Source organism: Microbacterium sp. CCNWLW134 (assembly GCF_037083565.1).
Classification (GTDB): Bacteria; Actinomycetota; Actinomycetes; order Actinomycetales; family Microbacteriaceae; genus Microbacterium.
The window spans coordinates 1,088,501-1,113,494 of sequence record NZ_JBAOJU010000001.1; the positions used below are offsets into that span (position 1 = coordinate 1,088,501).

Annotated in this window: 25 protein-coding genes; 19 read left to right on the forward strand and 6 right to left on the reverse strand. The window is 68.7% G+C overall.

What is annotated here, in order from left to right; translation table 11 throughout:
* The first annotated feature begins 161 nt into the window (after positions 1-161).
* From ftsZ to V6S02_RS05160, 8 genes are all read left to right on the forward strand, one after another.
* Positions 162-1,322, forward strand: a complete 1,161-nt coding sequence (ftsZ, locus tag V6S02_RS05125; RefSeq protein WP_248242899.1) for a cell division protein FtsZ — start codon at positions 162-164, stop codon at positions 1,320-1,322.
* 16 nt (positions 1,323-1,338) lie between these two features.
* Complete coding sequence (locus V6S02_RS05130; protein WP_336400106.1) at positions 1,339-2,061, forward strand: YggS family pyridoxal phosphate-dependent enzyme; 723 nt, start codon at positions 1,339-1,341, stop codon at positions 2,059-2,061.
* Positions 2,062-2,094: 33 nt separating this feature from the next.
* Positions 2,095-2,550 (forward strand): cell division protein SepF, encoded by a 456-nt coding sequence (locus tag V6S02_RS05135; protein WP_179559412.1) that lies wholly within the window; start codon positions 2,095-2,097, stop codon positions 2,548-2,550.
* 9 nt (positions 2,551-2,559) lie between these two features.
* Complete coding sequence (locus V6S02_RS05140) at positions 2,560-2,862, forward strand: YggT family protein (RefSeq protein WP_124293021.1); 303 nt, start codon at positions 2,560-2,562, stop codon at positions 2,860-2,862.
* Between the two features lie 120 nt (positions 2,863-2,982).
* Positions 2,983-3,576, forward strand: coding sequence for a DivIVA domain-containing protein (locus V6S02_RS05145; RefSeq protein WP_248242897.1), 594 nt, complete (start codon positions 2,983-2,985; stop codon positions 3,574-3,576).
* Between the two features lie 3 nt (positions 3,577-3,579).
* Entirely contained in the window at positions 3,580-4,161 is a 582-nt protein-coding gene (gene lspA, locus V6S02_RS05150; protein WP_336400107.1) for a signal peptidase II, read from the forward strand.
* A 1-nt stretch (position 4,162) separates the two neighbouring features.
* Complete coding sequence (locus V6S02_RS05155; protein WP_336400108.1) at positions 4,163-5,083, forward strand: RluA family pseudouridine synthase; 921 nt, start codon at positions 4,163-4,165, stop codon at positions 5,081-5,083.
* Between the two features lie 38 nt (positions 5,084-5,121).
* A complete protein-coding gene (locus tag V6S02_RS05160; protein WP_336400109.1) occupies positions 5,122-5,691 on the forward strand; it encodes a GNAT family N-acetyltransferase in 570 nt (189 codons plus the stop codon).
* A 12-nt stretch (positions 5,692-5,703) separates the two neighbouring features.
* Here V6S02_RS05160 and V6S02_RS05165 read toward each other — a convergent pair whose 3' ends face one another.
* Positions 5,704-6,177 (reverse strand): NUDIX domain-containing protein, encoded by a 474-nt coding sequence (locus V6S02_RS05165; RefSeq protein WP_336400110.1) that lies wholly within the window; start codon positions 6,175-6,177, stop codon positions 5,704-5,706.
* Between the two features lie 123 nt (positions 6,178-6,300).
* On the opposite strand from V6S02_RS05165, the gene dnaE reads away from it, so the two are divergent.
* The 5 genes from dnaE (at position 6,301) to V6S02_RS05190 (ending at position 14,042) form a co-directional block, all read left to right on the forward strand.
* Positions 6,301-9,765: a DNA polymerase III subunit alpha gene (gene dnaE, locus V6S02_RS05170; RefSeq protein ID WP_442927916.1), complete on the forward strand. Its 3,465-nt coding sequence runs from the start codon at positions 6,301-6,303 to the stop codon at positions 9,763-9,765.
* Positions 9,766-9,951: 186 nt separating this feature from the next.
* The gene (locus tag V6S02_RS05175; RefSeq protein WP_442927897.1) at positions 9,952-11,178 is read left to right on the forward strand and encodes a hypothetical protein; all 1,227 of its coding nucleotides are present in this window, start codon (positions 9,952-9,954) and stop codon (positions 11,176-11,178) included.
* A 16-nt stretch (positions 11,179-11,194) separates the two neighbouring features.
* Entirely contained in the window at positions 11,195-12,493 is a 1,299-nt protein-coding gene (hisD, locus tag V6S02_RS05180) for a histidinol dehydrogenase (RefSeq protein ID WP_336400113.1), read from the forward strand.
* Positions 12,494-12,505: 12 nt separating this feature from the next.
* Entirely contained in the window at positions 12,506-12,991 is a 486-nt protein-coding gene (gene nrdR, locus V6S02_RS05185) for a transcriptional regulator NrdR (RefSeq protein ID WP_248242891.1), read from the forward strand.
* A 10-nt stretch (positions 12,992-13,001) separates the two neighbouring features.
* On the forward strand, positions 13,002-14,042 hold the full coding sequence (locus V6S02_RS05190; RefSeq protein ID WP_336400114.1) for a quinone-dependent dihydroorotate dehydrogenase: 1,041 nt from the start codon (positions 13,002-13,004) through the stop codon (positions 14,040-14,042).
* 1 nt (position 14,043) lies between these two features.
* Here V6S02_RS05190 and V6S02_RS05195 read toward each other — a convergent pair whose 3' ends face one another.
* Positions 14,044-14,640 (reverse strand): DUF3043 domain-containing protein, encoded by a 597-nt coding sequence (locus V6S02_RS05195; RefSeq protein WP_336400115.1) that lies wholly within the window; start codon positions 14,638-14,640, stop codon positions 14,044-14,046.
* Between the two features lie 49 nt (positions 14,641-14,689).
* Between V6S02_RS05195 and V6S02_RS05200 the strand changes: the two genes are divergently transcribed.
* The 6 genes from V6S02_RS05200 (at position 14,690) to V6S02_RS05225 (ending at position 20,634) form a co-directional block, all read left to right on the forward strand.
* Positions 14,690-16,084: a dipeptidase gene (locus tag V6S02_RS05200; protein WP_248242888.1), complete on the forward strand. Its 1,395-nt coding sequence runs from the start codon at positions 14,690-14,692 to the stop codon at positions 16,082-16,084.
* 91 nt (positions 16,085-16,175) lie between these two features.
* Complete coding sequence (erpA, locus tag V6S02_RS05205; protein WP_124293033.1) at positions 16,176-16,538, forward strand: iron-sulfur cluster insertion protein ErpA; 363 nt, start codon at positions 16,176-16,178, stop codon at positions 16,536-16,538.
* 156 nt (positions 16,539-16,694) lie between these two features.
* A complete protein-coding gene (ctaC, locus tag V6S02_RS05210) occupies positions 16,695-17,624 on the forward strand; it encodes an aa3-type cytochrome oxidase subunit II (protein WP_248242887.1) in 930 nt (309 codons plus the stop codon).
* 2 nt (positions 17,625-17,626) lie between these two features.
* On the forward strand, positions 17,627-19,390 hold the full coding sequence (ctaD, locus tag V6S02_RS05215) for an aa3-type cytochrome oxidase subunit I (RefSeq protein WP_336400116.1): 1,764 nt from the start codon (positions 17,627-17,629) through the stop codon (positions 19,388-19,390).
* Positions 19,391-19,831, forward strand: coding sequence for an aa3-type cytochrome oxidase subunit IV (ctaF, locus tag V6S02_RS05220; protein ID WP_248242885.1), 441 nt, complete (start codon positions 19,391-19,393; stop codon positions 19,829-19,831).
* A gap of 2 nt (positions 19,832-19,833) precedes the next feature.
* A complete protein-coding gene (locus tag V6S02_RS05225) occupies positions 19,834-20,634 on the forward strand; it encodes a PP2C family protein-serine/threonine phosphatase (protein ID WP_248242884.1) in 801 nt (266 codons plus the stop codon).
* Between the two features lie 27 nt (positions 20,635-20,661).
* Here V6S02_RS05225 and V6S02_RS05230 read toward each other — a convergent pair whose 3' ends face one another.
* The 4 genes from V6S02_RS05230 to qcrC all read right to left on the reverse strand — a co-directional run bounded on the left by V6S02_RS05230 (position 20,662) and on the right by qcrC (position 24,978).
* The gene (locus V6S02_RS05230) at positions 20,662-21,087 is read right to left on the reverse strand and encodes a rhodanese-like domain-containing protein (RefSeq protein WP_248242883.1); all 426 of its coding nucleotides are present in this window, start codon (positions 21,085-21,087) and stop codon (positions 20,662-20,664) included.
* A gap of 140 nt (positions 21,088-21,227) precedes the next feature.
* Positions 21,228-23,024 (reverse strand): cytochrome bc1 complex cytochrome b subunit, encoded by a 1,797-nt coding sequence (gene qcrB, locus V6S02_RS05235; RefSeq protein WP_336400783.1) that lies wholly within the window; start codon positions 23,022-23,024, stop codon positions 21,228-21,230.
* Positions 23,025-23,068: 44 nt separating this feature from the next.
* Positions 23,069-24,148 carry a cytochrome bc1 complex Rieske iron-sulfur subunit gene (gene qcrA, locus V6S02_RS05240; RefSeq protein WP_179559394.1) on the reverse strand — a complete coding sequence of 360 codons (1,080 nt, stop codon included), beginning with the start codon at positions 24,146-24,148 and terminating at the stop codon, positions 23,069-23,071.
* A gap of 29 nt (positions 24,149-24,177) precedes the next feature.
* Positions 24,178-24,978 (reverse strand): cytochrome bc1 complex diheme cytochrome c subunit, encoded by an 801-nt coding sequence (qcrC, locus tag V6S02_RS05245; protein WP_336400784.1) that lies wholly within the window; start codon positions 24,976-24,978, stop codon positions 24,178-24,180.
* Positions 24,979-24,994: the final 16 nt, after the last annotated feature.

Genomic DNA, 24,994 nt, shown 5'->3' on the forward strand with positions numbered 1-24,994 from the left:
GACGGAGCCGAGGCGGGGCTTGCGAATCAGGATGTCGCGACACGCCGTGTCCCTCCGCGCCGAGCCGCGTCGGCCCCTTACCTTCAAGAACAGGAATTGCATACCGAGCAATTCTTTATACCTCTAGTAGAGGTTGAAGGTTCGGGAAGACGGAGGCCGGCATGAGCCAGAACCAGAACTACCTCGCCGTGATCAAGGTGGTCGGCGTGGGTGGCGGCGGCGTGAACGCCGTCAACCGCATGATCGAACTCGGGTTGCGCGGCGTGGAGTTCATCGCGATCAACACCGATGCCCAGGCGCTGCTCATGAGCGACGCCGACGTCAAACTCGACGTCGGCCGGGAACTCACGCGCGGTCTGGGCGCAGGCGCCGACCCCGAGGTGGGGCGTCGTGCGGCGGAGGACCACGCGGAGGAGATCGAAGAGGCCCTGCGCGGCGCCGACATGGTCTTCGTCACGGCGGGCGAAGGCGGCGGCACCGGCACCGGCGGCGCCCCGGTGGTCGCGAAGATCGCCAAGTCCATCGGCGCCCTGACCATCGGTGTGGTCACCAAGCCTTTCTCCTTCGAAGGCCGTCGCCGGCAGAGCCAGGCCGAGGCCGGCGTCGCGCGGCTGAAGGAAGAGGTCGACACCCTCATCGTCGTGCCGAACGACCGCCTGCTCGAGATCAGCGATCGCGGCATCTCCATGGTGGAGGCCTTCGCCACCGCCGATCAGGTGCTGCTCGCCGGTGTGCAGGGCATCACCGATCTGATCACGACTCCCGGTCTGATCAACCTCGATTTCGCCGACGTCAAGTCGGTCATGCAGGGTGCCGGGTCGGCGCTGATGGGCATCGGCTCCGCCCGCGGGGCCGATCGGGCCATCAAGGCCGCCGAGCTCGCTGTGGAGTCGCCCCTGCTGGAGGCGTCGATCGAGGGTGCGCACGGCGTGCTGCTGTCGATCCAGGGTGGTTCCAACCTCGGCATCTTCGAGATCAACGATGCTGCGCAGCTGGTGAAGGAGGCCGCGCACCCCGAGGCCAACATCATCTTCGGCACGGTGATCGACGACACCCTGGGCGACGAGGTCCGTGTGACGGTCATCGCAGCCGGATTCGACGGCGGCGAGCCGTCGCTGCGGATCGATCCGGTCGCCGCGGCCCGCCCGGCCACCGTGCCGGTCGTGCCCGCGATGCCCGCTGTCGATGCTGCGCGCGACGTCGAGCCCGAGCGGGTCGAGCCGAAGAAGGAGTCCGTCTCGGTGGGTGCGTCCGTGCCCGACACCGGGTACGACTCGGCGTTCGGTGATGACGACCTCGACATCCCCGACTTCCTGAAGTGACGCACATCGCCGCGCGATGAGCATCCCCGCGACACACGGCGAGCCGCCGGACGAGGACGACCTCGCCCGGCGGCTCGCCGCCGTGGATGCGCGCATCGCCGACGCGGCGCGCTCGTCGGGTCGCAGGCCCGAGGAGATCACCCGGATCGTGGTGACGAAATTCCACCCCGCCCGTCTCGTGGAGCGGCTGTACGAGCTGGACGTCCGCGACGTGGGTGAGAACCGTCAGCAGGAGCTCTCGGCCAAGCACGAGGCCGTCGGCTCACTGGCAGGTCTCCGCTGGCACTTCATCGGGCAGGCGCAGACCAACAAAGCCCGGGCGATCCGCTCGGCCGCTTCCGTCGTGCACTCGGTGGATCGGCCGAAGATCGCCGACGCCCTCGATCGGGCCGCCGAGGAGTCCGAGCCTCCGCTGGATGTCTTCCTCCAGGTCAACCTCACCGACGACCCCGGGCGAGGCGGCGTGGCGCCCGGCGATTTGACCGCCCTTGCGGTCCACGCCGCAGCCCGCGACACGCTGCGCGTCCGCGGCGTCATGGCCGTCGCTCCCCTCGACGAGGCCCCTGCGGCGGCCTTCGAGCGTCTCGCGCGGTACGCGGAGGCGGTGCGGACCGTCGTCCCCGATGCGACTTGGTTGTCGGCGGGGATGACCGGAGACTTCGCCGAGGCGATCGCCGTCGGCGCGACACACCTACGCATCGGCACGGCAATCACCGGCCCGCGGCCCGAGCGCGGTTAACCTCGGAAAGGACACGAGCAAACGGAGGATCCGATGTCGAACCCGCTCAAGAAGACCATGGTGTACCTGGGCCTCGCCGATGAGGAAGAGGTCTACGAAGAGCCCGCGTCCCAGCCGGCAGCTCGGCAGAAGCCGCAGGCGGTCGAGAAAGCGGCCCCCATCACCCCGATCCACCGTCCCGCGGTGGTCCGTCAGCCGGCGCCCACGGCGGTGAGCGAGATCCTGACCGTGCACCCCAAGCAGTATCGGGACGCCCAGGTCATCGCCGAGAACTTCCGGGACGGTATCCCCGTGATCATCAACCTGTCGCAGATGTCCGATGCCGATGCGCGACGCCTCATCGACTTCGCCAGCGGTCTTTCGCTCGGACTCTACGGCCGTATCGAGCGTGTCACCAGCAAGGTGTTCCTGCTCTCGCCCGAGAATGTCGCCGTGTCCGGAGATGGTGCGATCGCGCACGCGGACCCGGAAGCCGTGCCCTTCTCGTAGCCTTAGTACGTGCCCGTCATCGCGTTCATCGCTTCCATCCTCAACGCGATCCTCTTCATCTACGTCTTCGTCCTGCTCGGGCGCCTGGTGCTCGAGTGGATCCCCTTCTTCAACCGCGAATGGCGGCCGAAGGGCGTAGGCCTGGTGCTCGCCGAGGTCGTCTACACCGTCACCGATCCGCCGATCAAGATGTTCCGGCGCTTCATCCCGCCCCTGCGGGTGGGGCCGGTCGCACTGGATTTCGGCTTCGCGCTGACGATGCTGCTCTGCTTCATCCTGCTCGCCGTCACCCGCTCGCTCACGATGGTCTGACCCCCTCCGGCGCCTTCGACACCTCCGGGGCCCGGGGCTATGCTTGGCTGGATACGACCGCCGCAGGACGGTGGGAGGGCCGCGACGTCGGCCAACGACCAGCTCGAAAGAGGAATCACCATGGCATTGACCCCCGATGACGTCGTCACCAAGCAGTTCCAGCACGTCCGCTTCAAGGAGGGTTTCGACCCGGACGAGGTCGACGACTTCCTCGACGAGATCGTCGTCGAATGGCGCAAGACCATCGCCGAGAACGAGGAGCTGAAGGCCAAGCTCGCCGCGCTCGAGTCGGGCGAGTCCGCCGCCCCGGCGCCCGTCGCCGCCCCCGTCGCCGAGGTTCCGGCAGCCGCCCCCGAGGCCGCGCCCGCCGCCGACGCCGGCTCGCCGAGTGCGGCGAGCGCGGGGATCATCGAGCTCGCGCAGCGTCTGCACGACGAGCACGTCGCCGAGGGCCGCGCCAAGCGCGACCAGCTCATCTCCGACGCGCAGGCCCAGGCCGCCTCGATCGTGTCCGAGGCCGAGGCCCGGGGCCGCGACGAGATCGCCCGCCTCGAGAAGGAGCGCGCCACCCTGGAGGGCCGCATCAGCGAGCTGCGCCAGTTCGAGCGCGACTACCGCACGCAGCTGCGCAGCTACATCGAGGGGCACCTGCGCGATCTGGACGCATCCTCGACCGCGACGGGGTCTGCCCCCGTGCCGGCCGTCGGCCTGTAGTCGTTGACCGGTCGAACCCCGCTTCACCGGGCGGCGGCCAGCATCATCGTCGTGATCCTCGCGACGATCGTGCTGGCCGCCGACCAGTTCACGAAGTACCTCGCCCTCGAGAACCTGCCCTATCAGGAGCCGGTCCGCATCCTCGGCGATTTCCTGGTCTTCTACCTCACCCGCAATCCCGGTGCTGCCTTCTCCCTCGGTGAGGACGTCACCTGGATCTTCACCATCGCCCTCGCGGTGGTCGCCGTCGTCATCGTCTTCCTGGCACTGACGCGGCTGCGCTCCCGCCTCTGGGCGGTCGTCCTCGGTCTGCTTCTCGGCGGGGTCCTGGGCAACCTCACCGACCGGCTCCTCCGCGAACCCGGGTTCCCGGTCGGTCACGTGGTGGACTTCATCAACACCCCGTGGATGATGCCTGCGATCTACAACGTGGCCGACATCTTCATCGTGACGATGATGATCTCCGTCGCCGCCCTCGTGTTGTTCGGTCCGCACCTCGACGGCACCCCTCAGGAGCGCTCCGCGCGCAAGGGGGAACCCGCCCCGGCCGACTCCGCACCGCGCTCCGAGCGGGCGGCCGACTGACGTGGAGTCACGACATCTCCTCGTCCCGGACGGCCTCGACGGCACCCGCGCCGACGCGGCCCTGGCGAAGATGCTGGGCTTCTCCCGCACGTTCGCCGGCGAGGTGCTCGAAGCCGGTGGGGCGCGGATGGACGGGCGCGCCCTGGTGAAGTCGGATCGCCTCCGCGGGGGTGCCTGGCTCGATGTCGAGTGGGCGGCCAAGGAAGAGCCTCGCGTGATCCCCGTGGCCGTGCCCGACCTCGGCGTGGTGCACCAGGATGACGACCTCATCGTCGTGGACAAGCCGGCCGGCGTCGCCGCACATCCGTCGGTCGGATGGGAGGGCCCCACGGTCCTCGGTGCCCTCGCGGCGGCGGGCGTGCGCGTCGCCACGACCGGCGCGGCCGAGCGTCAGGGCATCGTCCACCGCCTCGACGTCGGGACGAGCGGCCTCATGGTCGTCGCGAAGACGGAGGCGGCGTACACCGCACTCAAGCACGCCTTCAAAGAGCGCGAGGTCGAGAAGGTCTACCACGCCGTCGTCCAGGGGCACCCCGACCCGCTGGCGGGCACGATCGATGCGCCGATCGGACGGCACCCCACCCACTCCTGGAAGTTCGCGGTGACGCCCTCGGGGAAGGACTCGGTCACCCACTACGAGACCCTCGAGGCTTTTCCCGGCGCCTCACTGCTGGAGATCCACCTGGAGACGGGGCGGACGCACCAGATCCGCGTGCACATGGCCGCCCACCGGCATCCCTGCGTCGGCGACCCTCTCTACGGCGCCGATCCGACCCTCAGTGCGCGGCTGGGGCTGTCCCGGCAGTGGCTGCATGCTCACCGCCTCGCCTTCACCCACCCCGGCACCGGGGCGTGGACGGAGTTCGCCTCGGACTATCCCCCCGATCTCGCTGCCGCGTTGGAGATTCTCCGCGGCGAGTGACACGCGACGATGTCGGCGGCCGGCGGCAGGGTGGCGTCATGGTGATCCAGGTGAGACCGGCCGCGGAGTTCGACGACATCCGCACGGTGGTCGGTCCGAAGAAGCCGACGTCGAATGTCTGCTGGTGTCTGAGCTACCGCCTGCCCGGCGGCGAGAATCGTGCTCTGGCCGGACCCGCGCGCGGCGAGAAGGTGCGGGAGCTGCTCGCTGAAGGGCCCCCGGGCGTCCTGGCGTACGACGACGGCGAGGTGGTCGGCTGGGCGGCGGTGCACCCGCGCGCCGACACCTCGTTCGCCACGAACCGGAGGATCCCGCACGTCGACGACGAGGATGTCTGGAGCGTGTGGTGCATCCGCGTCCGCCCCGGTCATCGCGGACGCGGGATCTCCCATGCGCTGCTCGGCGGTGCGGTGGACTTCGCACGCGACAACGGCGCGCCGGCGATCGAGGGCTATCCGGTCGACAACCGGAGAGCGAAGGTCGATCTCACGATGGCCTACGTCGGCACCCGGGCCCTGTTCGAGCGGGCCGGGTTCGTGCATGCGGCCGACACCACCTCGGTGCTGAACGGGTTTCCGCGCGTCCTCATGAGACGCGACCTGACCTGAGCGGGCGACCGCTCAGCGCGCCTGACGGAAGATCGCCGGTCCGTCCTGGAGGGCATGACGGACGCGCTCGGCCATGTCGTCGTCGAGGATCTCCTCGATCGCATCGGCGGGGTACCAGCCGACCTCGGTCATCTCCCCGTCGACGGGCTCGGGGGAGCCGGAGATCCACGCGCACCGGAAGGTCAGGTCGAGGTAGTCGCTCTGGTCGCCGTTGTCGTACGTGATCCGCGGGATCTGGTGCACGAGGGCCAGCCTCAGTGCGCGCACGACCACCCCCGCCTCCTCCTCCGCCTCCCGGCAGGCGGCGTCGGCGGGCTCCTCGCCGGGATCGACGATGCCCGTGATCGGCGTGAGTCGTCCGTTGTCGCTGCGGCGACCCAGCAGGACCTCGCCGTCGCGCTCGATCACCGCCGTCACCCCGACGAGGGGGAGGGGGCGGGTGCCGATGAAGCGGCGGAGCTCTCGCACGAAATCAGGTGTCGGCATGGCGTTCTCCCTCTGTCCGGCTGCCACGCTATCCGACACGCCGTCGGTGTCCGACCCGCCGCGTACGCTGGATCCGTGGCATCCGACTCCTTCGTTCACCTGCACGTGCACAGCGAGTACTCGATGCTCGACGGCGCCGCCAAGATCGGTGCGATGACCCAGGCCGCGGCCGACTACGGCATGCCTGCCATCGCCGTCACCGACCACGGCAACACCTTCGCCGCGTTCGAGTTCTACAACGCCGCGAAGGCGGCGGGAATCAAGCCGATCATCGGGCTCGAGGCCTACGTCACGCCCGGCACGCATCGCAGCGACAAGTCGCGGGTGCAGTGGGGCACTCCCGAGCAGCGCAGCGACGACGTCTCGGGCTCGGGGGCGTACACCCACATGACGATGTGGAGCCAGAGCACGGAGGGCATGCACAACCTCTTCCGCCTCAGCTCGTTGTCGAGCATGGAGGGCTACTACTTCAAGCCCCGCATGGACCGCGAGCTGCTCGAGACCTACGGCAAGGGCCTCATCGCCACGACGGGATGCCCGTCGGGCGAGGTGCAGACGCGTCTGCGCCTCGGCCAGTACGACGCGGCGCGGGCGGCAGCCGCGGAGTTCCAGGACATCTTCGGCAAGGAGAACTACTTCGCCGAGATCATGGATCACGGACTCGCCATCGAGCGGCGGGTCATGACCGATCTGATCCGCATCTCCAAGGATCTGGGCATCCCGCTGGTGGCGACCAACGACTCCCACTACACCCACCAGCACGAGGCCGACGCCCACGCGGCGCTGCTATGCGTGCAGTCCGGATCGACCCTCGACGACCCCAACCGGTTCAAGTTCGACGGCGACGGGTACTACGTCAAGACCGCGCAGGAGATGCGGCAGATCTTCCGCGAGCACCCCGAGGCGTGCGACAACACCCTCCTCATCGCCGAGCGCTGCGAGGTCGAGTTCAACACCAGCGCCAACTACATGCCCCGCTTCCCCGTCCCCGACGGAGAGACCGAGGACAGCTGGCTGGTGAAGGAGGTCGAGAAGGGCCTGCACTACCGATACCCCGGCGGGATCCCCGACAGGGTGCGCCGGCAGGCGGAGTACGAGACCGGCATCATCCTGCAAATGGGTTTCCCGGGCTACTTCCTCGTCGTCGCCGACTTCATCAACTGGGCCAAGGACAACGGCATCCGGGTCGGGCCCGGGCGCGGATCGGGCGCCGGGTCCATGGTGGCCTACGCGATGCGCATCACCGACCTCGACCCGCTCGAGCACGGACTCATCTTCGAGCGCTTCCTCAACCCCGACCGCGTGTCGATGCCCGACTTCGATGTGGACTTCGACGACCGCCGCCGCGGCGAGGTGATCGACTACGTCACCGCGAAGTACGGCTCGGAGCGGGTCGCGCAGATCGTGACGTACGGCACGATCAAGTCCAAGCAGGCGCTGAAGGACGCCGGACGGGTCCTGGGGTTCCCCTTCAGCATGGGGGAGCGTCTGACCAAGGCGATGCCCCCTGCGGTCATGGGCAAGGACATGCCGCTGAGCGGCATGTACGACCCCCAGCATCCGCGCTACAAGGAGGCCAGCGAATTCCGGGCCCTCATCGACACCGATCCAGAGGCCAAGACGGTGTTCGACCGCGCGCTCGGACTCGAGGGGCTGAAGCGCCAGTGGGGCGTCCATGCCGCCGGCGTCATCATGTCCTCGGAGCCGCTGCTCGACATCATCCCGATCATGCGCCGCGAGCAGGACGGGCAGATCGTCACCCAGTTCGACTACCCGTCCTGTGAGGCACTCGGTCTCATCAAGATGGACTTCCTGGGGCTGCGCAACCTCACCATCATCTCCGACGCGCTGGACAACATCCGCATGAACCGGGGCGAGGAGCTCGACCTTGAGCACCTCGCACTCGACGACGCGGCGGCGTACGAGCTGCTCACCCGCGGCGACACCCTCGGCGTCTTCCAGCTCGACGGGGGGCCGATGCGCTCTCTCCTGCGTCTGATGAAGCCCGACAACTTCGAGGACGTCTCGGCCGTCATCGCCCTGTACCGTCCCGGTCCCATGGGGGCGAACTCGCACATCAACTACGCGCTCCGCAAGAACGGGCAGCAGGAGGTCACCCCGATCCACCCGGAGCTCGAAGAGCCGCTGCGGGACATCCTCGACATCAGCTACGGCCTGATCATCTATCAGGAGCAGGTCATGGCGATCGCGCAGAAGGTGGCGGGGTTCTCGCTCGGACAGGCCGACATCCTCCGTCGCGCGATGGGCAAGAAGAAGAAGTCCGAGCTCGACAAGCAGTACGAAGGCTTCTCCGGCGGAATGAAGGAGAGGGGCTACGGCGAGGCCGCGATCAAGGCCCTGTGGGACATCCTGCTCCCCTTCTCGGACTACGCCTTCAACAAAGCGCACTCCGCCGCCTACGGTCTCGTCTCCTACTGGACGGCGTACCTGAAGGCCCACTATCCCGCCGAGTACATGGCCGCGCTCCTCACGAGCGTCGGCGACTCGAAGGACAAGATGGCCGTCTACCTCAACGAGTGCCGCCGGATGGGCATCAAGGTGCTGCCGCCGGATGTGGGCGAGTCCATCCGCTACTTCGCCGCCGTCGGCGAAGACATCCGCTTCGGTCTCGGCGCGGTGCGCAACGTCGGGGCCAACGTCGTCGACGCCATCGTCACCGCGCGGCAGGAGGCGCCCTTCACCTCCTTCCACGACTTCCTCGGCAAGGTGCCCGTCCACGTCGCCAACAAGAGGACGGTGGAGTCGCTGATCAAGGCCGGCGCCTTCGACTCGCTCGGATCGACTCGTCGGGCGCTGATGGAGATCCATGAGGATGCCACCGAGCAGGCCGTCCTCGACAAGCGTCGTGAGGCCAACGGCGAGGTCGGTTTCGACTTCGATTCGCTGTGGGATGAACCGCAGCAGGTGCAGAAGGTGCCCGACCGACCGGAGTGGACAAAGAAGGACAAGCTCGCCTTCGAGCGCGAGATGCTCGGGCTGTACGTCTCCGATCACCCGCTCGCGGGGCTGGAGATCCCCCTGGCCAAGCATGCCTCGCTGTCGATCCACGACCTTCTGGCCTCAGAGGACATCGCCGACGGCGAACAGGTCACGGTGGCCGGGCTCGTCACGAGCGTGCAGCATCGGGTCGCCAAGTCCAGCGGCAATCCCTACGGCATGATCACCGTCGAGGACTTCGATGGAGAAGTGACCGTGATGTTCATGGGCAAGACGTACATCGAGTTCCAGTCGATGCTGCAGGCCGACTCGATCCTCGTGGTGCGCGGGCGGGTGTCGCGACGCGATGACGGGATGAACCTGCACGCGGTGTCGGCGTTCGTCCCCGATCTGGGGGCGGTGGATGCCACGGGACCGCTGGTCCTGCTCGTCCCCGAGCACCGGGCGACCGAGACGGTGGTGACCGAGCTCGCCCAGGTGCTGACACGTCATCGCGGCGACACCGAGGTCACCCTGCGCCTGCACAAGGGCGGTATGGCCAAAGTCTTCGAGGTGCCGTTGCCGGTGACGGTGACCGCCGACCTGTACGGCGAGCTGAAGGGCCTCCTCGGGCCCCAGTGCCTGGGGTAGCACCGGCGTCGTCCATCGACGGAGTGCCTCGGGGAGCCGCCGGCCTCGAGGTGGCCGCACTTGCTCAGGGTGGCTGAGCGTCTCGAAGGTGAGCGACCTCGTCGCGCCGCGGCAACCCCACGAGCGGCGGAGGCGGCGCGGGTAAGATCGGGAGTCGCCGCGCGGACCGCGTGGCCCCCGGGAAGGATGACTGTGACCGACGGAATCAGCAACGACGAACCGACCGTGGACACCCCCGCGACGACGCCTGCGGAGGATGACGCACCCGCCGTCGCCGGCCGCCCCGACACCGGCGTGCAGTACGGCGTGGGCCCGTTCTCTCTGCGCGAGGTGATCATCGGCGGCGTCTGGCTCGTGGCCTTCATCGTGTCGTTCTTCTCGTTCAGTACGGTGCAGTTCAGCTCGGTGTGGACCACGGGTCTGTGGTGGATCCTCACCATCGGCACGCCGACGGCCGCGGTCTTCCTGCTGGCGCTGCGCCGCCTTTCGCCCGAGGGCATCAGACGTGTCGGCTCGCTCGGCATCGACCAGTTCGCCTCCGTGGCCTTCACCGTCTCGGCGGTCATCTGGCTGCACCTGATCTGGGAGACCGTCGCCATCGTCATCGCCGGCGGCCCCTGGCTGCGCGGTTGGGTGATCTGGGTGGAGTTCTTCCTCATGCTGGCGGGTGTCGTGCTCACCGTCTTCGCGCCCCTCATCCCCGCGCTGGCCGAGGACTTCCAGGACCGTCGTGAGATCGTCGCGCACCGCTTCGCCCGCCCGGCACGCCCGGTCGCACCGCGCCCGCGGGCGCCGCGTCCGCCGAAGCCCGCTCCCGCCGCCTCACCGGCGCCGGTGTCCGCGCAGGGCACCGGAGGAGAGGACAACGGGGCGTACGACACCGATGCGTACGGTGTGAACCCCTACGCGCCCGCCTCAGCCGGAGCGCACGCCTCGGCAGGTGTGCCCGTCGGCCCCAACACCATGGGCGGAACCGACGACCGACGTGCCGGCGACGACAGCGAGACGGGCGCGCTGGAGTCGATGTTCGGGCCCACCCGCACCGAGCGTCTCGAGACCGACGACGCCCAGCCGCGAACGGCGGTCGCCGACGCCGTGTCCGCCGACACCGTGTCCGCCGACACCGTGTCCTCCGGGACTTCGGCCGACTCTGCCGACACCGCCGACACCGCCGCTGATTCGGCCGACCAGACCGCGACGACGGTGATCCAACCCGAGACCCGCTACCAGGCGTTCTGGGCCCTCGTTCCCGAAGAGCGCGACATCGTCGATGAGAGCGGCAGCACGCTGTTCCGCATCGGTCCGACGGCGTGGGCCCTCGTGATCGAAGATCGTCAGACCCACTTCGTCGTCCGCCACGAGGACGGTCGCACCGGGTACCTTCACGACGTCTCCGGCGTCACCCGCGGCTGAGGAGAACCCCGTCGACATGCGCACGATCGACCTGCGCGGGCGCGCCCTCACGCCCGCAGACCTGCTCGCCGCCGTCCCGCGTGCGGCCGGCACGCGGGAGGCGGCATTCGCCGCGGCCACCGACATCGTCGCCGACATCGCCGCGCGCGGCGAGGCGTCGTTGCGCGACCAGGCGGAGCGGTTCGACGGGGTCACCGGGCATGACCTCCGGGTTCCGGCGGCGCACCTCGACGAGGCGCTGGCCGCCCTCGCCCCCAACATCCGCAGCGCGCTGGAGGAGGCGATCGCCCGCGTCCGCGTCGGCTCCGCCGCGCAGGTGCCCGCAGAGATCGTCACGGACGTCCGTCCGGGCGCCCGCATCGTGCAGCGCTGGCAGCCGGTGCGACGGGTGGGTCTCTACGTGCCCGGGGGGAAGGCGGTCTACCCCTCGAGCGTGGTGATGAACGTCGTTCCCGCTCAGATCGCCGGCGTCGCCGAGATCGCGCTCGCCTCGCCCCCGCAGCGCGAGCACGGCGGACGGGTCCACCCCGTGATCCTCGCCGCCGCGCGGCTTCTGGGCGTCGACGAGGTCTACGCCATGGGGGGTGCGGGGGCGATCGGAGCCTTCGCGCACGGCGTGTCATCCATCGGGCTCGCGCCGGTCGATGTGGTGACCGGTCCGGGCAACAACTTCGTCGCCGCAGCGAAGCGCGCGGTGGCGGGGCTCGTCGGAACGGATTCCGAGGCCGGCGCCACCGAGATCCTCATCGTCGCGGACGACACCGCCGACGCCGACATCGTCGCCGCCGACCTCATCAGCCAGGCCGAGCACGACGAGCAGGCATCCGCGGTCCTCGTCACCGACTCGCCGGCGCTGGCCGGCGCGGTCGCCACCGCCGTTGCCCGGCGGTCGGCCGTCACCCGGCACGCGACGCGGGTGCAGACGGCGCTGGCCGGCGCGCAGTCGGCCATCGTCCTCGTGGACGATCAGCACGCCGCGGCCGCGTTCAGCAACGCCTACGCTCCCGAGCACCTCGAGCTGCACCTTGCCGACCCCCGCCCGCAGGACTTCGTCCACGCCGGTGCGGTCTTCGTCGGTCGGCACACGCCGGTGAGTCTCGGCGACTACCTCGCCGGGAGCAACCACGTGCTTCCCACCGGCGGGCAGGCCCGCTACGCCGCCGGGTTGTCGGCATCGACGTTCCTCCGCCCGCAGCAGGTGGTGACGTACGACCACGACGCGCTGGCGGAGGTCCGTGACGCCGTCGTGACGCTCGCCGAGGCCGAAGACCTGCCGGCGCACGGCGAAGCGGTGACAGCCCGCTTCTCGGCGTAACCTGTTCTCGCCATGCATTGTCCCTTCTGCCGCCACCCCGACTCCCGTGTCATCGATTCGCGTACGAGCGACGACGGGCTGAGCATCAAGCGCCGCCGGCAGTGCCCGCAGTGCGGCGGACGATTCTCGACCATCGAGACGGCGAGTCTCAACGTGATCAAGCGATCCGGGGTGATCGAGCCGTTCAGCCGCGAGAAGGTCATGTCCGGCGTGCGGAAAGCGTGTCAGGGGCGGCCCGTCACCGAGGGCGACCTCGCGGTGCTCGCCCAGTCGGTCGAGGAGGCGGTGCGCCAGACCGGCGCGTCGCAGATCGACACGAACGAGATCGGCTTGGCGATCCTGGGGCCGCTGCGCGAGCTCGATGAGGTCGCCTTCCTCCGTTTCGCCAGTGTCTATCAGGCGTTCGATTCGCTCGAGGACTTCGAGTCGGCCATCGCCGGGCTCCGCGCCGACCACGGTGATCGTGTGCGCGCGGGCACCACGGACGCGACTCGATAGCCTGGAGGTGATGTACCCCCTCCTCTTCCGCACGCTGCTCGCGCGCATGGACCCCGAGACCGCCCACCACGCGGCGGTGGCCGTCATCCGGGTGCTCGGGGTGCCGCCCCTGGCGGCCCTCACCGCGCGTCTGACCCGGCCGGCGCCGACGCTGGAGACCTCCGCGCTCGGCCTGACCTTCCCGACGCCGTTCGGGGTGGCCGCAGGCTTCGACAAGGACGTCCGCGCCGCGCGGGGACTGTTCGCGCTCGGATTCGGCCATATCGAGGTGGGCACGATCACCGCCCACGCGCAGCCGGGGAATCCGCGTCCGCGCCTGTTCCGGCTGATCCCCGACCGTGCCGTGATCAACCGCATGGGGTTCAACAACGCCGGCGCCGAGGCGGCGGCCGCGAGGCTCAGGGCTCTCCGACGACGTCGGCGGCGGCCCGTCATCGGGGTGAACATCGGCAAGAGCCGGATCGTGGAGGTGGCCGACGCGACCGCCGACTACGTCCACAGCACGCGTCTGCTCGGCCCCCTCGCTGACTACCTGGTCGTGAATGTGTCCTCACCCAACACCCCCGGCCTCCGCGACCTGCAGGCCGTCGCCAGTCTCCGGCCGCTGCTGGAGGCGGTGAAGGATGCCGCGGGCACCACCCCGCTCCTGGTGAAGATCGCGCCCGATCTCGCAGATGACGACATCGTCGAGGTCGCCCGTCTCGCGGTGGAGGGCGGTCTCGCGGGCATCATCGCGACGAACACCACCATCGGCCGGGAAGGCCTTCGCACCGATCCCGCGACGGTCGCCGCCGCGGGCGCCGGCGGCCTGTCCGGAGCGCCCCTCCGTGACCGTTCGCTCGCCGTGCTGCAACTGCTCCGCCGAAGCGTTCCCGCGTCCTTCGCGGTGATCTCCGTGGGCGGGGTGGAAACGGGGGAGGACGTGCGCGAACGACTGGACGCCGGCGCCACCCTGGTGCAGGGCTACACCGGCTTCCTGTACCGCGGCCCGCTCTGGGCGCGTCAGATCAACCGGTCGCTCGCCCGCTCGGCGCCGCGCGCTCGCGGCTGAGTCAGGCGACGCCGCCGCGGAATCCGCGGCGCTTGACCTGCGGCTTGGGAAGGCGGAGGAACCGCATCTGGATGCTGCGCATCGCGGCGTACCATCCCAGGCCCTTCTCCATCTTGTCGGCCCCGAATTTCTCCTTCGCGCCCCGCTTGACGCGGATGGAGGTGATGATCATGTCGCCGATGACGAAGAGGATGAAGATCCACAGCACCACGAACGACCAGTACTGCACGGCCAGCACCGGGACGAAGGTCGCCACGATGACCAGGACCATGGCCGGCATGACCGCCTCGCCCAGGTGGAAACCCGAATCGACGAAGTCGCGCACCCAGCGGCGCTGCGGACCCTTGTCGCGAACCGGGAGGTAGCGCTCGTCGCCGGCGGCCATGCCCGCGCGCGCCTTCTCGCGCTGTGCGGCGAGGTCGGCGCGGGCTCGGGCCTTGGCCTCCTTGGTGTCGGGGACGAGGGGGCGCTTGCGGGCGGCCTCGCGCTCAGCGCGGGTCGGCGTCGCACGGCCCTTGCCGGTGGCGGATGTGGCGCTCTCGGGCGCGTCCTTCGGAGTGGGGGCTGCGGGGGTGGGTGCGCCGGGAGTCTTGGCCACGGGGAGATCCTTGGAAGCGGAGGACGGGTGTCCGCTTAAGATTACCCGCATGACCTCCACCCCCACCCGGCGCGATGCCGTCCGCGACGCCGCGCTCTCCGGCATCCCCACCGCACTGGCCGATCTGGGGGCGCTCGTGCGCATCCCCTCGGTGGCCTTCCCCGGCTTCGACCACGCCGAGGTGCGTCGCTCGGCGGAGGCGGTGGCGACCCTCGCACGGGAGACGGAGGTCTTCGACGACGTCCGGATCGTCGACGCCGCCATCCCCGACAGCGACGAGCGCGGGATGCCGGCGGTGCTGGCCACGCGTGCCGCGGCGCCGGGGCGGCCGACCATCCTGCTGTACGCGCACCACGACGTCCAGCCGGTCGGCGATGAGTCGCTGTGGGAGTCGCCGCCCTTCGAGCCGACGGTGCGCGCCGGGCGGCTCTACGGGCGGGGTGCCGCCGACGACAAGGCCGGTGTGATGGCGCACATCGCCGCGGTGCGGGCTCTGCGCGACGCCGCCGGCGACGACCTCGGACTCGGCATCGCCCTGTTCATCGAGGGGGAGGAGGAGGCCGGTTCGCGCTCGTTCGCGCAGTTCCTCTCCGACAACGCCGAGACCCTTCGCGCCGACGTGATCGTCGTGGCCGACTCGGGCAACTGGGACGCGCGAACGCCGGCGCTGACGGTCTCGCTGCGTGGGAACGTGCGGTTCACCCTGACGGTGCGGACCCTGGGCCACGCGTCTCATTCCGGAATGTTCGGCGGTGCCGTTCCCGACGCCATGCTCGCGACCATCCGCCTGCTGTCCACCCTGTGGGATGCCGAGGGCTCCGTCGCGGTCGAGGGGCTGCTCCGCCGGGAGGCGGCGACCCCCGAGTACACCGAGGCGACGTTGCGCGATGAGGCGGGGCTGCTCGGGGGCGTCAGCCCGATCGGATCGGGAACGATCCTCAGTCGCATCTGGAATCAGCCGTCGGTGACGGTGACGGGAATCGACGCGCCGAGCGTGAAGAACGCCTCCAACACGCTCAGCCCCGAGGTGTCGGTCGTCGTCAGTGCGCGCATCGCACCCGGTCAGGCGGCGGCGGAGGCCTTCGAGGCCCTCCGCTCCCATCTCGAGCGGCACGCGCCGTTCGGCGCGCGACTGTCCTTCGGTGACGTCGATCTCGGTGACGGCTTCCTCGTGGACACCAGCGGCTGGGCGGTCGAATCGGTCCGGACCGCGTTCGCCGAGGGCTACGGCGTCGACCCGGTCGACCTGGGTGTCGGCGGTTCGATCCCGTTCATCGCCGATCTCGTCCGCGAGTTCCCGACCGCGCAGATCCTCGTCACCGGCGTGGAAGACCCTCACGCCCGTGCGCACGCCCCCAACGAGTCGCTGCACCTGGACACCTTCCGCAACGCGGTCGTCTCCGAGGCGCTGCTTCTGGAGGAACTGGATCGCAGAGTCTCTTGATGGGCGTGCTATCCCGTCCCGGCCAGGGGGTCGGGGCGTAGAATCGGTTGCACCGAGCCCTGTCTCGCGCACCGCACCCGGAGGATCTGTAATGACCGACACCGCTCTGTCCACCGACACCGCGCGCGCACACGGCGTGCTTCTCACCGATGCCGCCGCGCTGAAGGTGAAGAACCTGCTCGACCAGGAAGGTCGTGACGACCTTCGGCTGCGCGTCGCCGTCCAGCCGGGCGGATGCAGCGGCCTGATCTACCAGCTCTATTTCGACGAGCGTCTTCTCGAGGGTGACAAGACCGTCGACTTCGACGGCGTCGAGGTCATCGTCGACGACATGAGCGTCCCGTATCTCGACGGCGCCACGATCGACTTCAAGGACACGATCTCCGAGCAGGGCTTCACGATCGACAATCCGAACGCCGCCGGCAGCTGCGCCTGCGGCGACAGCTTCCACTGACCCGATCGTGACCGCTGCGCCCGACCTCGACGCCTCGCCGTCGAGGTCGACGGCGGGCGTGTCCGAACGGTCGAACAACCTGGGCGTCAGGCCAGAACGCGCCCAGAGGTTGCCCTAGACTGGCCACGGAAACACACTGAACGGAAAGGTGCGCACGTGCCCTCGAAACGCCGTCTCCGCTGGGCGTTCGTCCCGGTCGGGATCGCCGCGGCCCTCGTGCTCGCGGGATGCACTCCGACCGAGTTGAACGGGTACCTGCCCGGCTTCGTCGAGGAGGGTACGCCGGCCACCAACCGGACCGAACTCGTCTCGGGTCTGTGGGTCAACTCCTGGATCGTCCTCCTCGCGGTGGGTGTCGTGACCTGGGGTCTCATGGGGTGGGCGGCGATCGCCTACCGTCGACGCAAGGGCCAGACCGGTCTTCCGGTGCAGCTGCGTTACAACATGCCGATCGAGATCTTCTACACGATCGTGCCGCTGATCCTCGTCGTCGGATTCTTCGCCTTCACGGCCCGCGACCAGGCGATCATCGAGACCCAGTACGAAGACCCCGACGTCTCGATCACCGCGATCGGCAAGCAGTGGGCGTGGGACTTCCAGTACAACGGCGAGGAGGAGGACAACTCCGACGCCGTGTGGAGCATGGGCGTGCAGGCCGAGCCCGACGCCCGCGGCGACTACGACCAGGCCGCGCTGCCCACTCTGTACCTCCCCGTGAACCAGACCGTGAAGATCGATCTCGAGGCCCGCGACGTCATCCACAGCTTCTGGATCATCGACTTCCTCTACAAGAAGGACATGTACATCGGCAAGGACAACGAATGGTCCTTCACGCCGACCCGCGAGGGCACATACGCGGGCAAGTGCGCCGAACTCTGCGGCGAGTACCACTCGGCGATGCTGTTCAACGTGGAGGTGGTCAGCGAAGCCGAGTACGAGCAGTACCTGGACTCGCTCCGCGACCGCGGCCAGACCGGTGACATCACCGACGCTTACGACCGGCTGCAAAACCTGCCGGGCACCGGGGTGAGCCCGGATGACGAAACAACCCCCGGCGGGGGACCCATCACGGAGAATCAGGGCTGATCATGGCGACGACACTGCCACCGCAGGAATCCACACCCGGCCGCTCCTCGACGCTGCCGCCGCGGCAGGCCGCCCTGCTGAGCTCGTCCCGCGTCGAGCAGAAGGGCAACATCGTCGTCAAGTGGATCACCTCCACTGACCACAAGACGATCGGGTACATGTACCTGATCGCATCGGTGGTGTTCTTTATGTTCGCGGGCGTCATGGCCCTCATCATTCGCGCCGAGCTGTTCGAGCCCGGCATGCAGGTCGTCCCGACCAAGGAGCAGTACAACCAGCTGTTCACGATGCACGGCACCGTGATGCTCCTGATGTTCGCGACGCCGCTTTTCGCCGGCTTCGCCAACGCCATCCTGCCCCTGCAGATCGGCGCCCCTGACGTCGCCTTCCCTCGCCTGAACGCCTTCGCGTTCTGGCTGTTCCTGTTCGGTTCGCTGATCGCGGTCTCGGGCTTCCTGACGCCGGCCGGTGCGGCCTCGTTCGGCTGGTTCGCGTATCAACCGCTGGCGAGTGCGACCTTCTCACCAGGAGTCGGTGGGAACCTCTGGATGCTCGGGCTCGGCATGAGCGGTTTCGGAACGATCCTCGGCGCGGTGAACTTCATCACCACCATCATCACGATGCGCGCCCCGGGCATGACGATGTGGCGCATGCCGATCTTCACCTGGAACACGCTGGTCACCAGCATCCTGATCCTCATGGCGTTCCCGGTGCTCGCCGCCGCGATCCTCGCGGCCGGATCGGACCGCATCTTCGGCTCGCACATCTACGACCCCGAGAACGGCGGTGTGCTGCTGTGGCAGCACCTGTTCTGGTTCTTCGGACACCCCGAGGTCTACATCATCGCGCTGCCGTTCTTCGGAATCGTCTCCGAGGTCTTCCCGGTCTTCAGCCGGAAGCCGATCTTCGGCTACAAGACGCTCGTCTATGCCACGATCGCCATCGCTGCACTCTCGGTGGCGGTGTGGGCGCACCACATGTACGTCACCGGCGGGGTGCTGCTGCCTTTCTTCGCGCTCATGACGATGCTCATCGCCGTCCCCACGGGCGTGAAGATCTTCAACTGGATCGGCACCATGTGGCGAGGGTCGGTGACCTTCGAGACGCCGATGGTGTTCGCGCTGGGCTTCCTGGTGTCGTTCGTGTTCGGTGGCCTGACCGGTGTCATCCTGTCCTCGCCGCCGCTGGACTTCGCCCTCTCCGACTCCTACTTCGTCGTGGCCCACTTCCACTACGTGGTTTTCGGAACCGTCGTGTTCGCGATGTTCGCCGGCTTCTACTTCTGGTGGCCGAAGTGGACGGGTCGGATGCTGAACGAGCGCCTGGGCATCATCCACTTCTGGCTGCTGTTCATCGGCTTCCACATGACCTTCCTCATCCAGCACTGGCTGGGCGTGGACGGGATGGTCCGCCGCTACGCCGACTACTCCGCCGCCGACGGATGGACCTGGCAGAACCAGGTGTCCACGATCGGTGCGATGATCCTCGGCGCGTCGATGATCCCGTTCCTGTTCAACGTGTGGATCACGGCTCGCAAGGCGCCGAAGGTCACTGTCAACGACCCGTGGGGCTACGGCGCATCGCTCGAGTGGGCGACCTCGTGCCCGCCGCCGCGTCACAACTTCACCTCCATCCCGCGCATCCGCAGCGAGCGGCCGGCGTTCGACCTGAACCACCCCGAGGCGGGCCTGCCCGTTGGCGTGGGTCCGGCCAAGGACGCGCCCGACACGCCCGTGGTCGACCTGGCACAGGGAGAGGTCAAGTAAGTGCGTACCAACGTCGGACTCTGGTGGCTGCTCAGCGGCTTCTTCCTGCTGGTCTTCGCGTTCTACACGGTGTGGAACATCATCGCGTACACGACCGCGGAGGTCCCGTGGTTCTCGGCCATCGAATGGGTCGGCTCCGTCGCGCTGCTGTTCACCGCATTCATGGCCGCCCTGATCGCGTTCTACATCCAGCGGGTCCATGTCGCGCAGGGCGGCGAACTCCCTGAAGACGTGCTGACGGCTGACATCGATGACGGCGATCCCGAGATGGGCGAGTTCAGCCCGTGGTCGTGGTGGCCCATCGTCCTCGCCTTCTCCGCCGGGCTCGCATTCATCGGCCTCGCCGTCGGAGCGTGGATGGTGCCCATCGGCCTCGGGGTCTTCGCCGTCGCGATCGTCGGCTGGGTCTATGAGTACTACCGCGGATACTTCGCCCGCTGACAGTGGCGTTCCGACTGGAGTCGGCAGCCGCCTCGGCATCGGGGCCGCGTCCGAGCAACCAGGATTCGGCGTTCGCCGCGCCCTGGGGAGCGGGGGTCGCCGACGGCGTCGGCGGCGGCCCCGCAGGTGATCTGGCCTCCGCCGCCTTCGTCCACCGCCTCGTCGCCGGGTGGCACCAGTCACCCGACGCGGAAATGCTCACGGAGCGGACGCTGCTGGCCAACTGGGACATCGCAGCGCACGCGCACCGCGATCCCCGCCTGGCGGGTATGGCGACGACGTTCACCGGCCTCTTCCTCGGTCATCGCGATCGGCTCCTCCTCGCGCACATCGGCGACTCGCGCGCCTACTCCCTGCGATCGGGGACGATGACCCGCATGACGCGCGACGACTCGTTCGTTCAGGCGCTCGTCGACGGTGGCCACGTGCGGGCCGAGGATGTCATGACCCACCCGCACCGCAACCTGATCACCGCCTCGATGTCGGGCGGTCCCGAAGACCTGCCGTTGGTGACGTGGGTCGAGCCGCACCGCGACGACCGGTGGCTGCTGTGCAGCGACGGCCTCACGGACTACGTCGACGATGAGGCGGTGCGGGAGGCCCTCCGGCAGGAGGATCGCGAGGGTGCGGCGTCGCAGCTCGTCAGCCTCGCCCTGGACGCCGGCGCCGCCGACAACGTGACCGTGGTCGTCACGGACGTCGTCGTCGGTGAGGCGTCGGCACGCCAGGCACCGATCTTCGTGGGGGCGGCAGCACGCCGTTTCGCCCTCGACGGTCCGCTCGGCGACCTGGCGGCCGGCTGATCCTGCCTGCGGCGCGCTCAGCGCCCGTCAGACGGCGTGATCGGTCTTCGACCGCACGACCATGACCTGGGGGTCGAAGGTGCGTGGGAGCGGGCCCTCGTCGTTCTCCGTGGGCTGTCCCTCTCTCACCCAGTACTCGTAGCCGCCGATCATCTCCCGCACCGCGAACCCGAGCTCGGCCAACGCGGCTGCGGCCTTCGTTCCCGCGTTGCAGCCGGGGCTCCAGCAGTAGACGACGACCTCCGCGGCTCCGGCGAGCTCTCGAGGCGCGCGCGTGGGGATGTCGCGATAGGGGAGGTGCCGGGCACCGGTGATCCGGCCCTGCCGCCACGCCTCGTCGCTGCGGACGTCGAGGAGGATGACGTCCTCTCCGGCGCGTTGGGCGGCGTAGACGTCGGAGGCGTCGGTCTCGTAGGCGAGCTTGGCGGCGAAGTACGAGGCAGCGTCGATCATGAGTCCACGGTACGGGCCGTACGTCGCTCTGACGATCTGCGGGACGGCCAGCGACGGATGGATTCCTGCCGTTCATGCCGGTGGCAACGAGAAGGGCCCTGCACCCCCGGGGAGTGCAGGACCCTTCCTACGAGAACCGATCAGTCCTTGTGGCCCTGGGGCGGTCGGGTCTCCTCGGCGACGATGACGTTGGAGGGACGGACGGCCGTCTCGGAGCGGCTGCCGTCGTCGATCGGCACGTGCGGCGCGTCCGGGACGCCCGCGCGCTCGTGGGCGCCCTGGAGCTCGGCGTCCTTCTCGCTGGCGACGTGGTCGAGGGTGTGGTGCTGGTGCTCCAGCGCCGCATCCAGCTCCGTCTGCGTGAGCGGAGTGAGGCGGTCCTCGAAGAACCACCGCGAGATCGACGCGCGGACGTTCTGGTGCCACGGGATGCGGCCCTTCGCGTTCGGTCGCACGACCAGGGGCTCGTACACGTCCGTCTCGATGAGCTTCCAGCGCTCGTACTCGTCGACCGGCTGGTGAACCTCGATGTACTCGCCACCGGGGAGGCGCACGATGCGGCCCGACTCGTAGCCGTGCAGCAGGATCTCGCGGTCCTTCTTCTGCAGTGCGATGCAGATGCGCTTGGTGACGAAGTAGGCGATGATCGGCCCGAGGATCAGTGCCACCTGCAGGGTGTGGATGACACCCTCCATGGTCAGCCAGAAGTGGGTCGCGATCAGGTCGGACGACGCCGCCGCCCACATCACCGCGTAGAACGTCACGCCGGCCGCGCCGATGGCGGTGCGGGTGGCGGCGTTGCGGGGACGCTGGGCGATGTGGTGCTCGCGCTTGTCGCCGGTGATCCACGCCTCGATGAAGGGGTAGAGCGCGACGACGACGAGGAAGAGGCCGAGGACCGTGATCGGGATGATGATGTTCCACGACCAGGTGCGGTCGAGGAAGACCGTCTCCAGGTGCGGCGGGATCAGGCGCAGCATCCCGTCGGCGAAGCCGATGTACCAGTCGGGCTGCGTACCTGCCGACACCGGTGACGGGTCGTAGGGGCCGTAGTTCCAGATCGGGTTGATCGTGAACAGCGACGCGACGAGCACGATCACACCGAAGGTGATGAAGAAGAAGCCGCCCATCTTGGACATGTAGACCGGCATCATCGGGTAGCCCACGACGTTGTCGTTCGTGCGGCCGGGGCCGGCGAACTGCGTGTGCTTGTTGATGATCATGAGCATCAGGTGCGCCACGAGCAGGGCCACGAGGATCGCGGGCAGCAGCAGGATGTGCAGCGCGTAGAGGCGGCCCACGATGGCGGTGCCCGGGAACTCTCCGCCGAACAGCAGGAACGAGGTCCACGTGCCGATCAGGGGGATGCCCTTGATCATGCCGTCGATGATGCGGAGGCCATTGCCGGAGAGCACGTCGTCGGGGAGCGAGTAGCCGGTGAAGCCCTCGCCCATCGCCAGGACGAACAGCACGAAGCCGATGACCCAGTTCAGCTCGCGGGGCTTGCGGAACGCGCCGGTGAAAAACACCCGGAGCATGTGCACACCGATGCCCGCGATGAACACCAGCGCCGCCCAGTGGTGGATCTGGCGGACCAGGAGGCCGCCGCGGATGTCGAACGAGATCTCGAGGGTCGAGGCCATGGCCGCCGACATCTCGATGCCGCGCATCGGCAGCCACGACCCGGTGTAGTGGGTCTCGACCATGGACGCGTCGAAGAAGAACGTCAGGAACGTCCCCGAGATGAGGACGACAACGAAGCTCCACAGCGCGATCTCGCCGAGCATGAACGACCAGTGGTCGGGGAAGATCTTGCGACCGAGCTCCTTGACGAGGCCGGAGACGCTCGTGCGCTCATCGACGTAGTTGGCCGCCCAGCCGACGAATCGGCCTCCGAGCGGCTTGCCGTCTGTCGTGCCCTGCGTTCCGTCCGTCATGGCCGGCTCGAGGGTCACGTTCTCTGTGGGGTGGTTCCCGGTGCTCATCGGCGCTCCCAGAAGCTCGGGCCAACGGGTTCGGTGAAGTCACTCTGGGCCACGAGGTAGCCCTCGTCGTCCACCGTGATCGGTAGCTGCGGCAGCGGCCGTGCGGCCGGGCCGAAGATCACCCGAGCGCCGTTGGCCACGTCGAACTGCGACTGGTGGCAGGGGCACAGCAGGTGATGGGTCAGCTGCTCGTAGAGAGCCACGGGGCAGCCGACGTGCGTGCAGACCTTGGAGTAGGCGACGATTCCGTCGTAGGTCCAGTCCAGGCGGTTGGTCTCGGCCGGCAGGTCCTCGGGGCGCAGGCGCATGAGGAGGACGATCGCCTTGGCCTTCTCCTCGAGGTAGCCCTCCTCGTGGGAGAGCTCGGCGAGCGGCTCGGGGATGACGTGGAAGGCGGAGCCGAGGGTGACGTCGGCGGCGCGGATGGGCTCCCCGGTGGGGTCGAGCGCCAGGCGCATGCCCTCCTCCCACATCGTGTGCTCGAGGAGCGCGACGGGGTTTCCGGCGATGGGGTTCTCGGTCGAGTTGAACGGGGCGAGGCCGCGGAACAGCGTGATGCCGGGGAGGATCGAGGCGACCAGCGCGGCGAACAGACCGTTGCGGATCAGCGCGCGGCGACCGAAGCCGGACTCCTCGTTCGCGGTGCGGAACGACTCCACGACCGCGGCGCGGGTGGTGTCCTTGCCGCGGGTGGCATGCCGGGGCTCGATGTGCTCCTTGTCGGCCATGATCGCCTTGGACCAGTGGATCGCGGCGATGCCGATGGCCAGGAGCGCCAGCGCGATCCCGAGACCGATGAAGAGGTTGTTGTACCGGATGTCGGTGAGGCGCCCGCTCTCGATCGGGAACGCGAAGTACGCCACGATCGCTGCGATGCTGCCGGCGACCGACAGGTAGAACAGGGTGTAGACCGTGCGGACCGCCCGCTTCATCGCGGCGGGATCCTTGTCCGTCATCCGCTCGCGGTGGGGCGGCAGAGCCGGTGCCTTCACCGGATCCTTGACGGCCACGGCAAGACCGCTCGAGGGCTGCCAGGAAGCCCTCTCGTGGGCGAGCGCGTCGTCCTCGTGTGCCATGGTGCTCCTCGTTGCTGTGTCGTGTCGGGTCAGTTGGATTTCGCCGTGACCCACACGGTGATGGCGATCAGCGAACCGATGCCGAAGATCCAGATGAACAGACCCTCGGAGACCGGGCCCAGCGAACCGAGCTCGAACCCACCGGGGGACCGGTTTTCCTGTATGTAGAGCAGGTAGGTGATGATGTCCCGCTTCTCCTCGAGGGAGAGGTTCATGTTGTTGAACACCGGCATGTTCTGCGGGCCGGTCACCATCGCGGCGTAGATGTTCAGAGGAGATGTTCCGTCCAGAGCCGGAGCGTACTTGCCCTCGGTCAGCGCACCGCCGGCGCCGGCCACGTTGTGGCACATCGCGCAGTTGATGCGGAAGAGCTCCCCGCCGTGAGACGCGTCGCCCTCGCCGTCGAGAACCTCATCCGCCGGGAACTCCGGGCCGGGGGCGACCGACTGCACGTACTCGGCGAGAGCCTGGGTCTGCGCCTCGGTGAACTGCACCGGCTTCTGCGGAGCCTGCGGGCCCTGCGCCTGCAGCGGCATGCGTCCGGTGCTGACCTGGAAGTGGACCGACAGCTCGCCTACACCGTAGAGCGACGGGCCGGCCTCGGAGCCCTGCAGGTCGAGGCCGTGGCAGGTCGCGCAGTTCGCCTGGAACAGCAGCTCGCCGTCCTCGACCGTGAGCTCCTGGGTCGTGCCACCGTCGTCGGTGGCGGCGACGGCTGCGGAGGCGCCGGCGTAGACGCCGCCGGTGATCAGCAGGCCGATGCCGATGAGGGCTGCGGCGGCCCAGGGGCTGCGGCGACCGGTCGCGCGGCGGGATTTCTTGCGTGCCATGTCGGGGTTCAGCTCC

Excerpts from the sequence above, each read along its gene's own strand:
- ftsZ (WP_248242899.1), top strand. The coding sequence starts at position 162 with ATGAGCCAGAACCAGAACTACCTCGCCGTGATCAAGGTGGTCGGCGTG.
- V6S02_RS05130 (WP_336400106.1), top strand. The coding sequence starts at position 1,339 with ATGAGCATCCCCGCGACACACGGCGAGCCGCCGGACGAGGACGACCTC.
- V6S02_RS05135 (WP_179559412.1), top strand. The coding sequence starts at position 2,095 with ATGTCGAACCCGCTCAAGAAGACCATGGTGTACCTGGGCCTCGCCGAT.
- V6S02_RS05145 (WP_248242897.1), top strand. The coding sequence starts at position 2,983 with ATGGCATTGACCCCCGATGACGTCGTCACCAAGCAGTTCCAGCACGTC.
- V6S02_RS05160 (WP_336400109.1), top strand. The coding sequence starts at position 5,122 with ATGGTGATCCAGGTGAGACCGGCCGCGGAGTTCGACGACATCCGCACG.
- V6S02_RS05165 (WP_336400110.1), bottom strand. The coding sequence starts at position 6,177 with ATGCCGACACCTGATTTCGTGCGAGAGCTCCGCCGCTTCATCGGCACC.
- dnaE (WP_442927916.1), top strand. The coding sequence starts at position 6,301 with ATGCTCGACGGCGCCGCCAAGATCGGTGCGATGACCCAGGCCGCGGCC.
- V6S02_RS05175 (WP_442927897.1), top strand. The coding sequence starts at position 9,952 with ATGACTGTGACCGACGGAATCAGCAACGACGAACCGACCGTGGACACC.
- hisD (WP_336400113.1), top strand. The coding sequence starts at position 11,195 with ATGCGCACGATCGACCTGCGCGGGCGCGCCCTCACGCCCGCAGACCTG.
- nrdR (WP_248242891.1), top strand. The coding sequence starts at position 12,506 with ATGCATTGTCCCTTCTGCCGCCACCCCGACTCCCGTGTCATCGATTCG.
- V6S02_RS05190 (WP_336400114.1), top strand. The coding sequence starts at position 13,002 with ATGTACCCCCTCCTCTTCCGCACGCTGCTCGCGCGCATGGACCCCGAG.
- V6S02_RS05200 (WP_248242888.1), top strand. The coding sequence starts at position 14,690 with ATGACCTCCACCCCCACCCGGCGCGATGCCGTCCGCGACGCCGCGCTC.
- erpA (WP_124293033.1), top strand. The coding sequence starts at position 16,176 with ATGACCGACACCGCTCTGTCCACCGACACCGCGCGCGCACACGGCGTG.
- ctaD (WP_336400116.1), top strand. The coding sequence starts at position 17,627 with ATGGCGACGACACTGCCACCGCAGGAATCCACACCCGGCCGCTCCTCG.
- V6S02_RS05230 (WP_248242883.1), bottom strand. The coding sequence starts at position 21,087 with ATGATCGACGCTGCCTCGTACTTCGCCGCCAAGCTCGCCTACGAGACC.
- qcrB (WP_336400783.1), bottom strand. The coding sequence starts at position 23,024 with ATGACGGACGGAACGCAGGGCACGACAGACGGCAAGCCGCTCGGAGGC.
- qcrA (WP_179559394.1), bottom strand. The coding sequence starts at position 24,148 with ATGGCACACGAGGACGACGCGCTCGCCCACGAGAGGGCTTCCTGGCAG.
- qcrC (WP_336400784.1), bottom strand. The coding sequence starts at position 24,978 with ATGGCACGCAAGAAATCCCGCCGCGCGACCGGTCGCCGCAGCCCCTGG.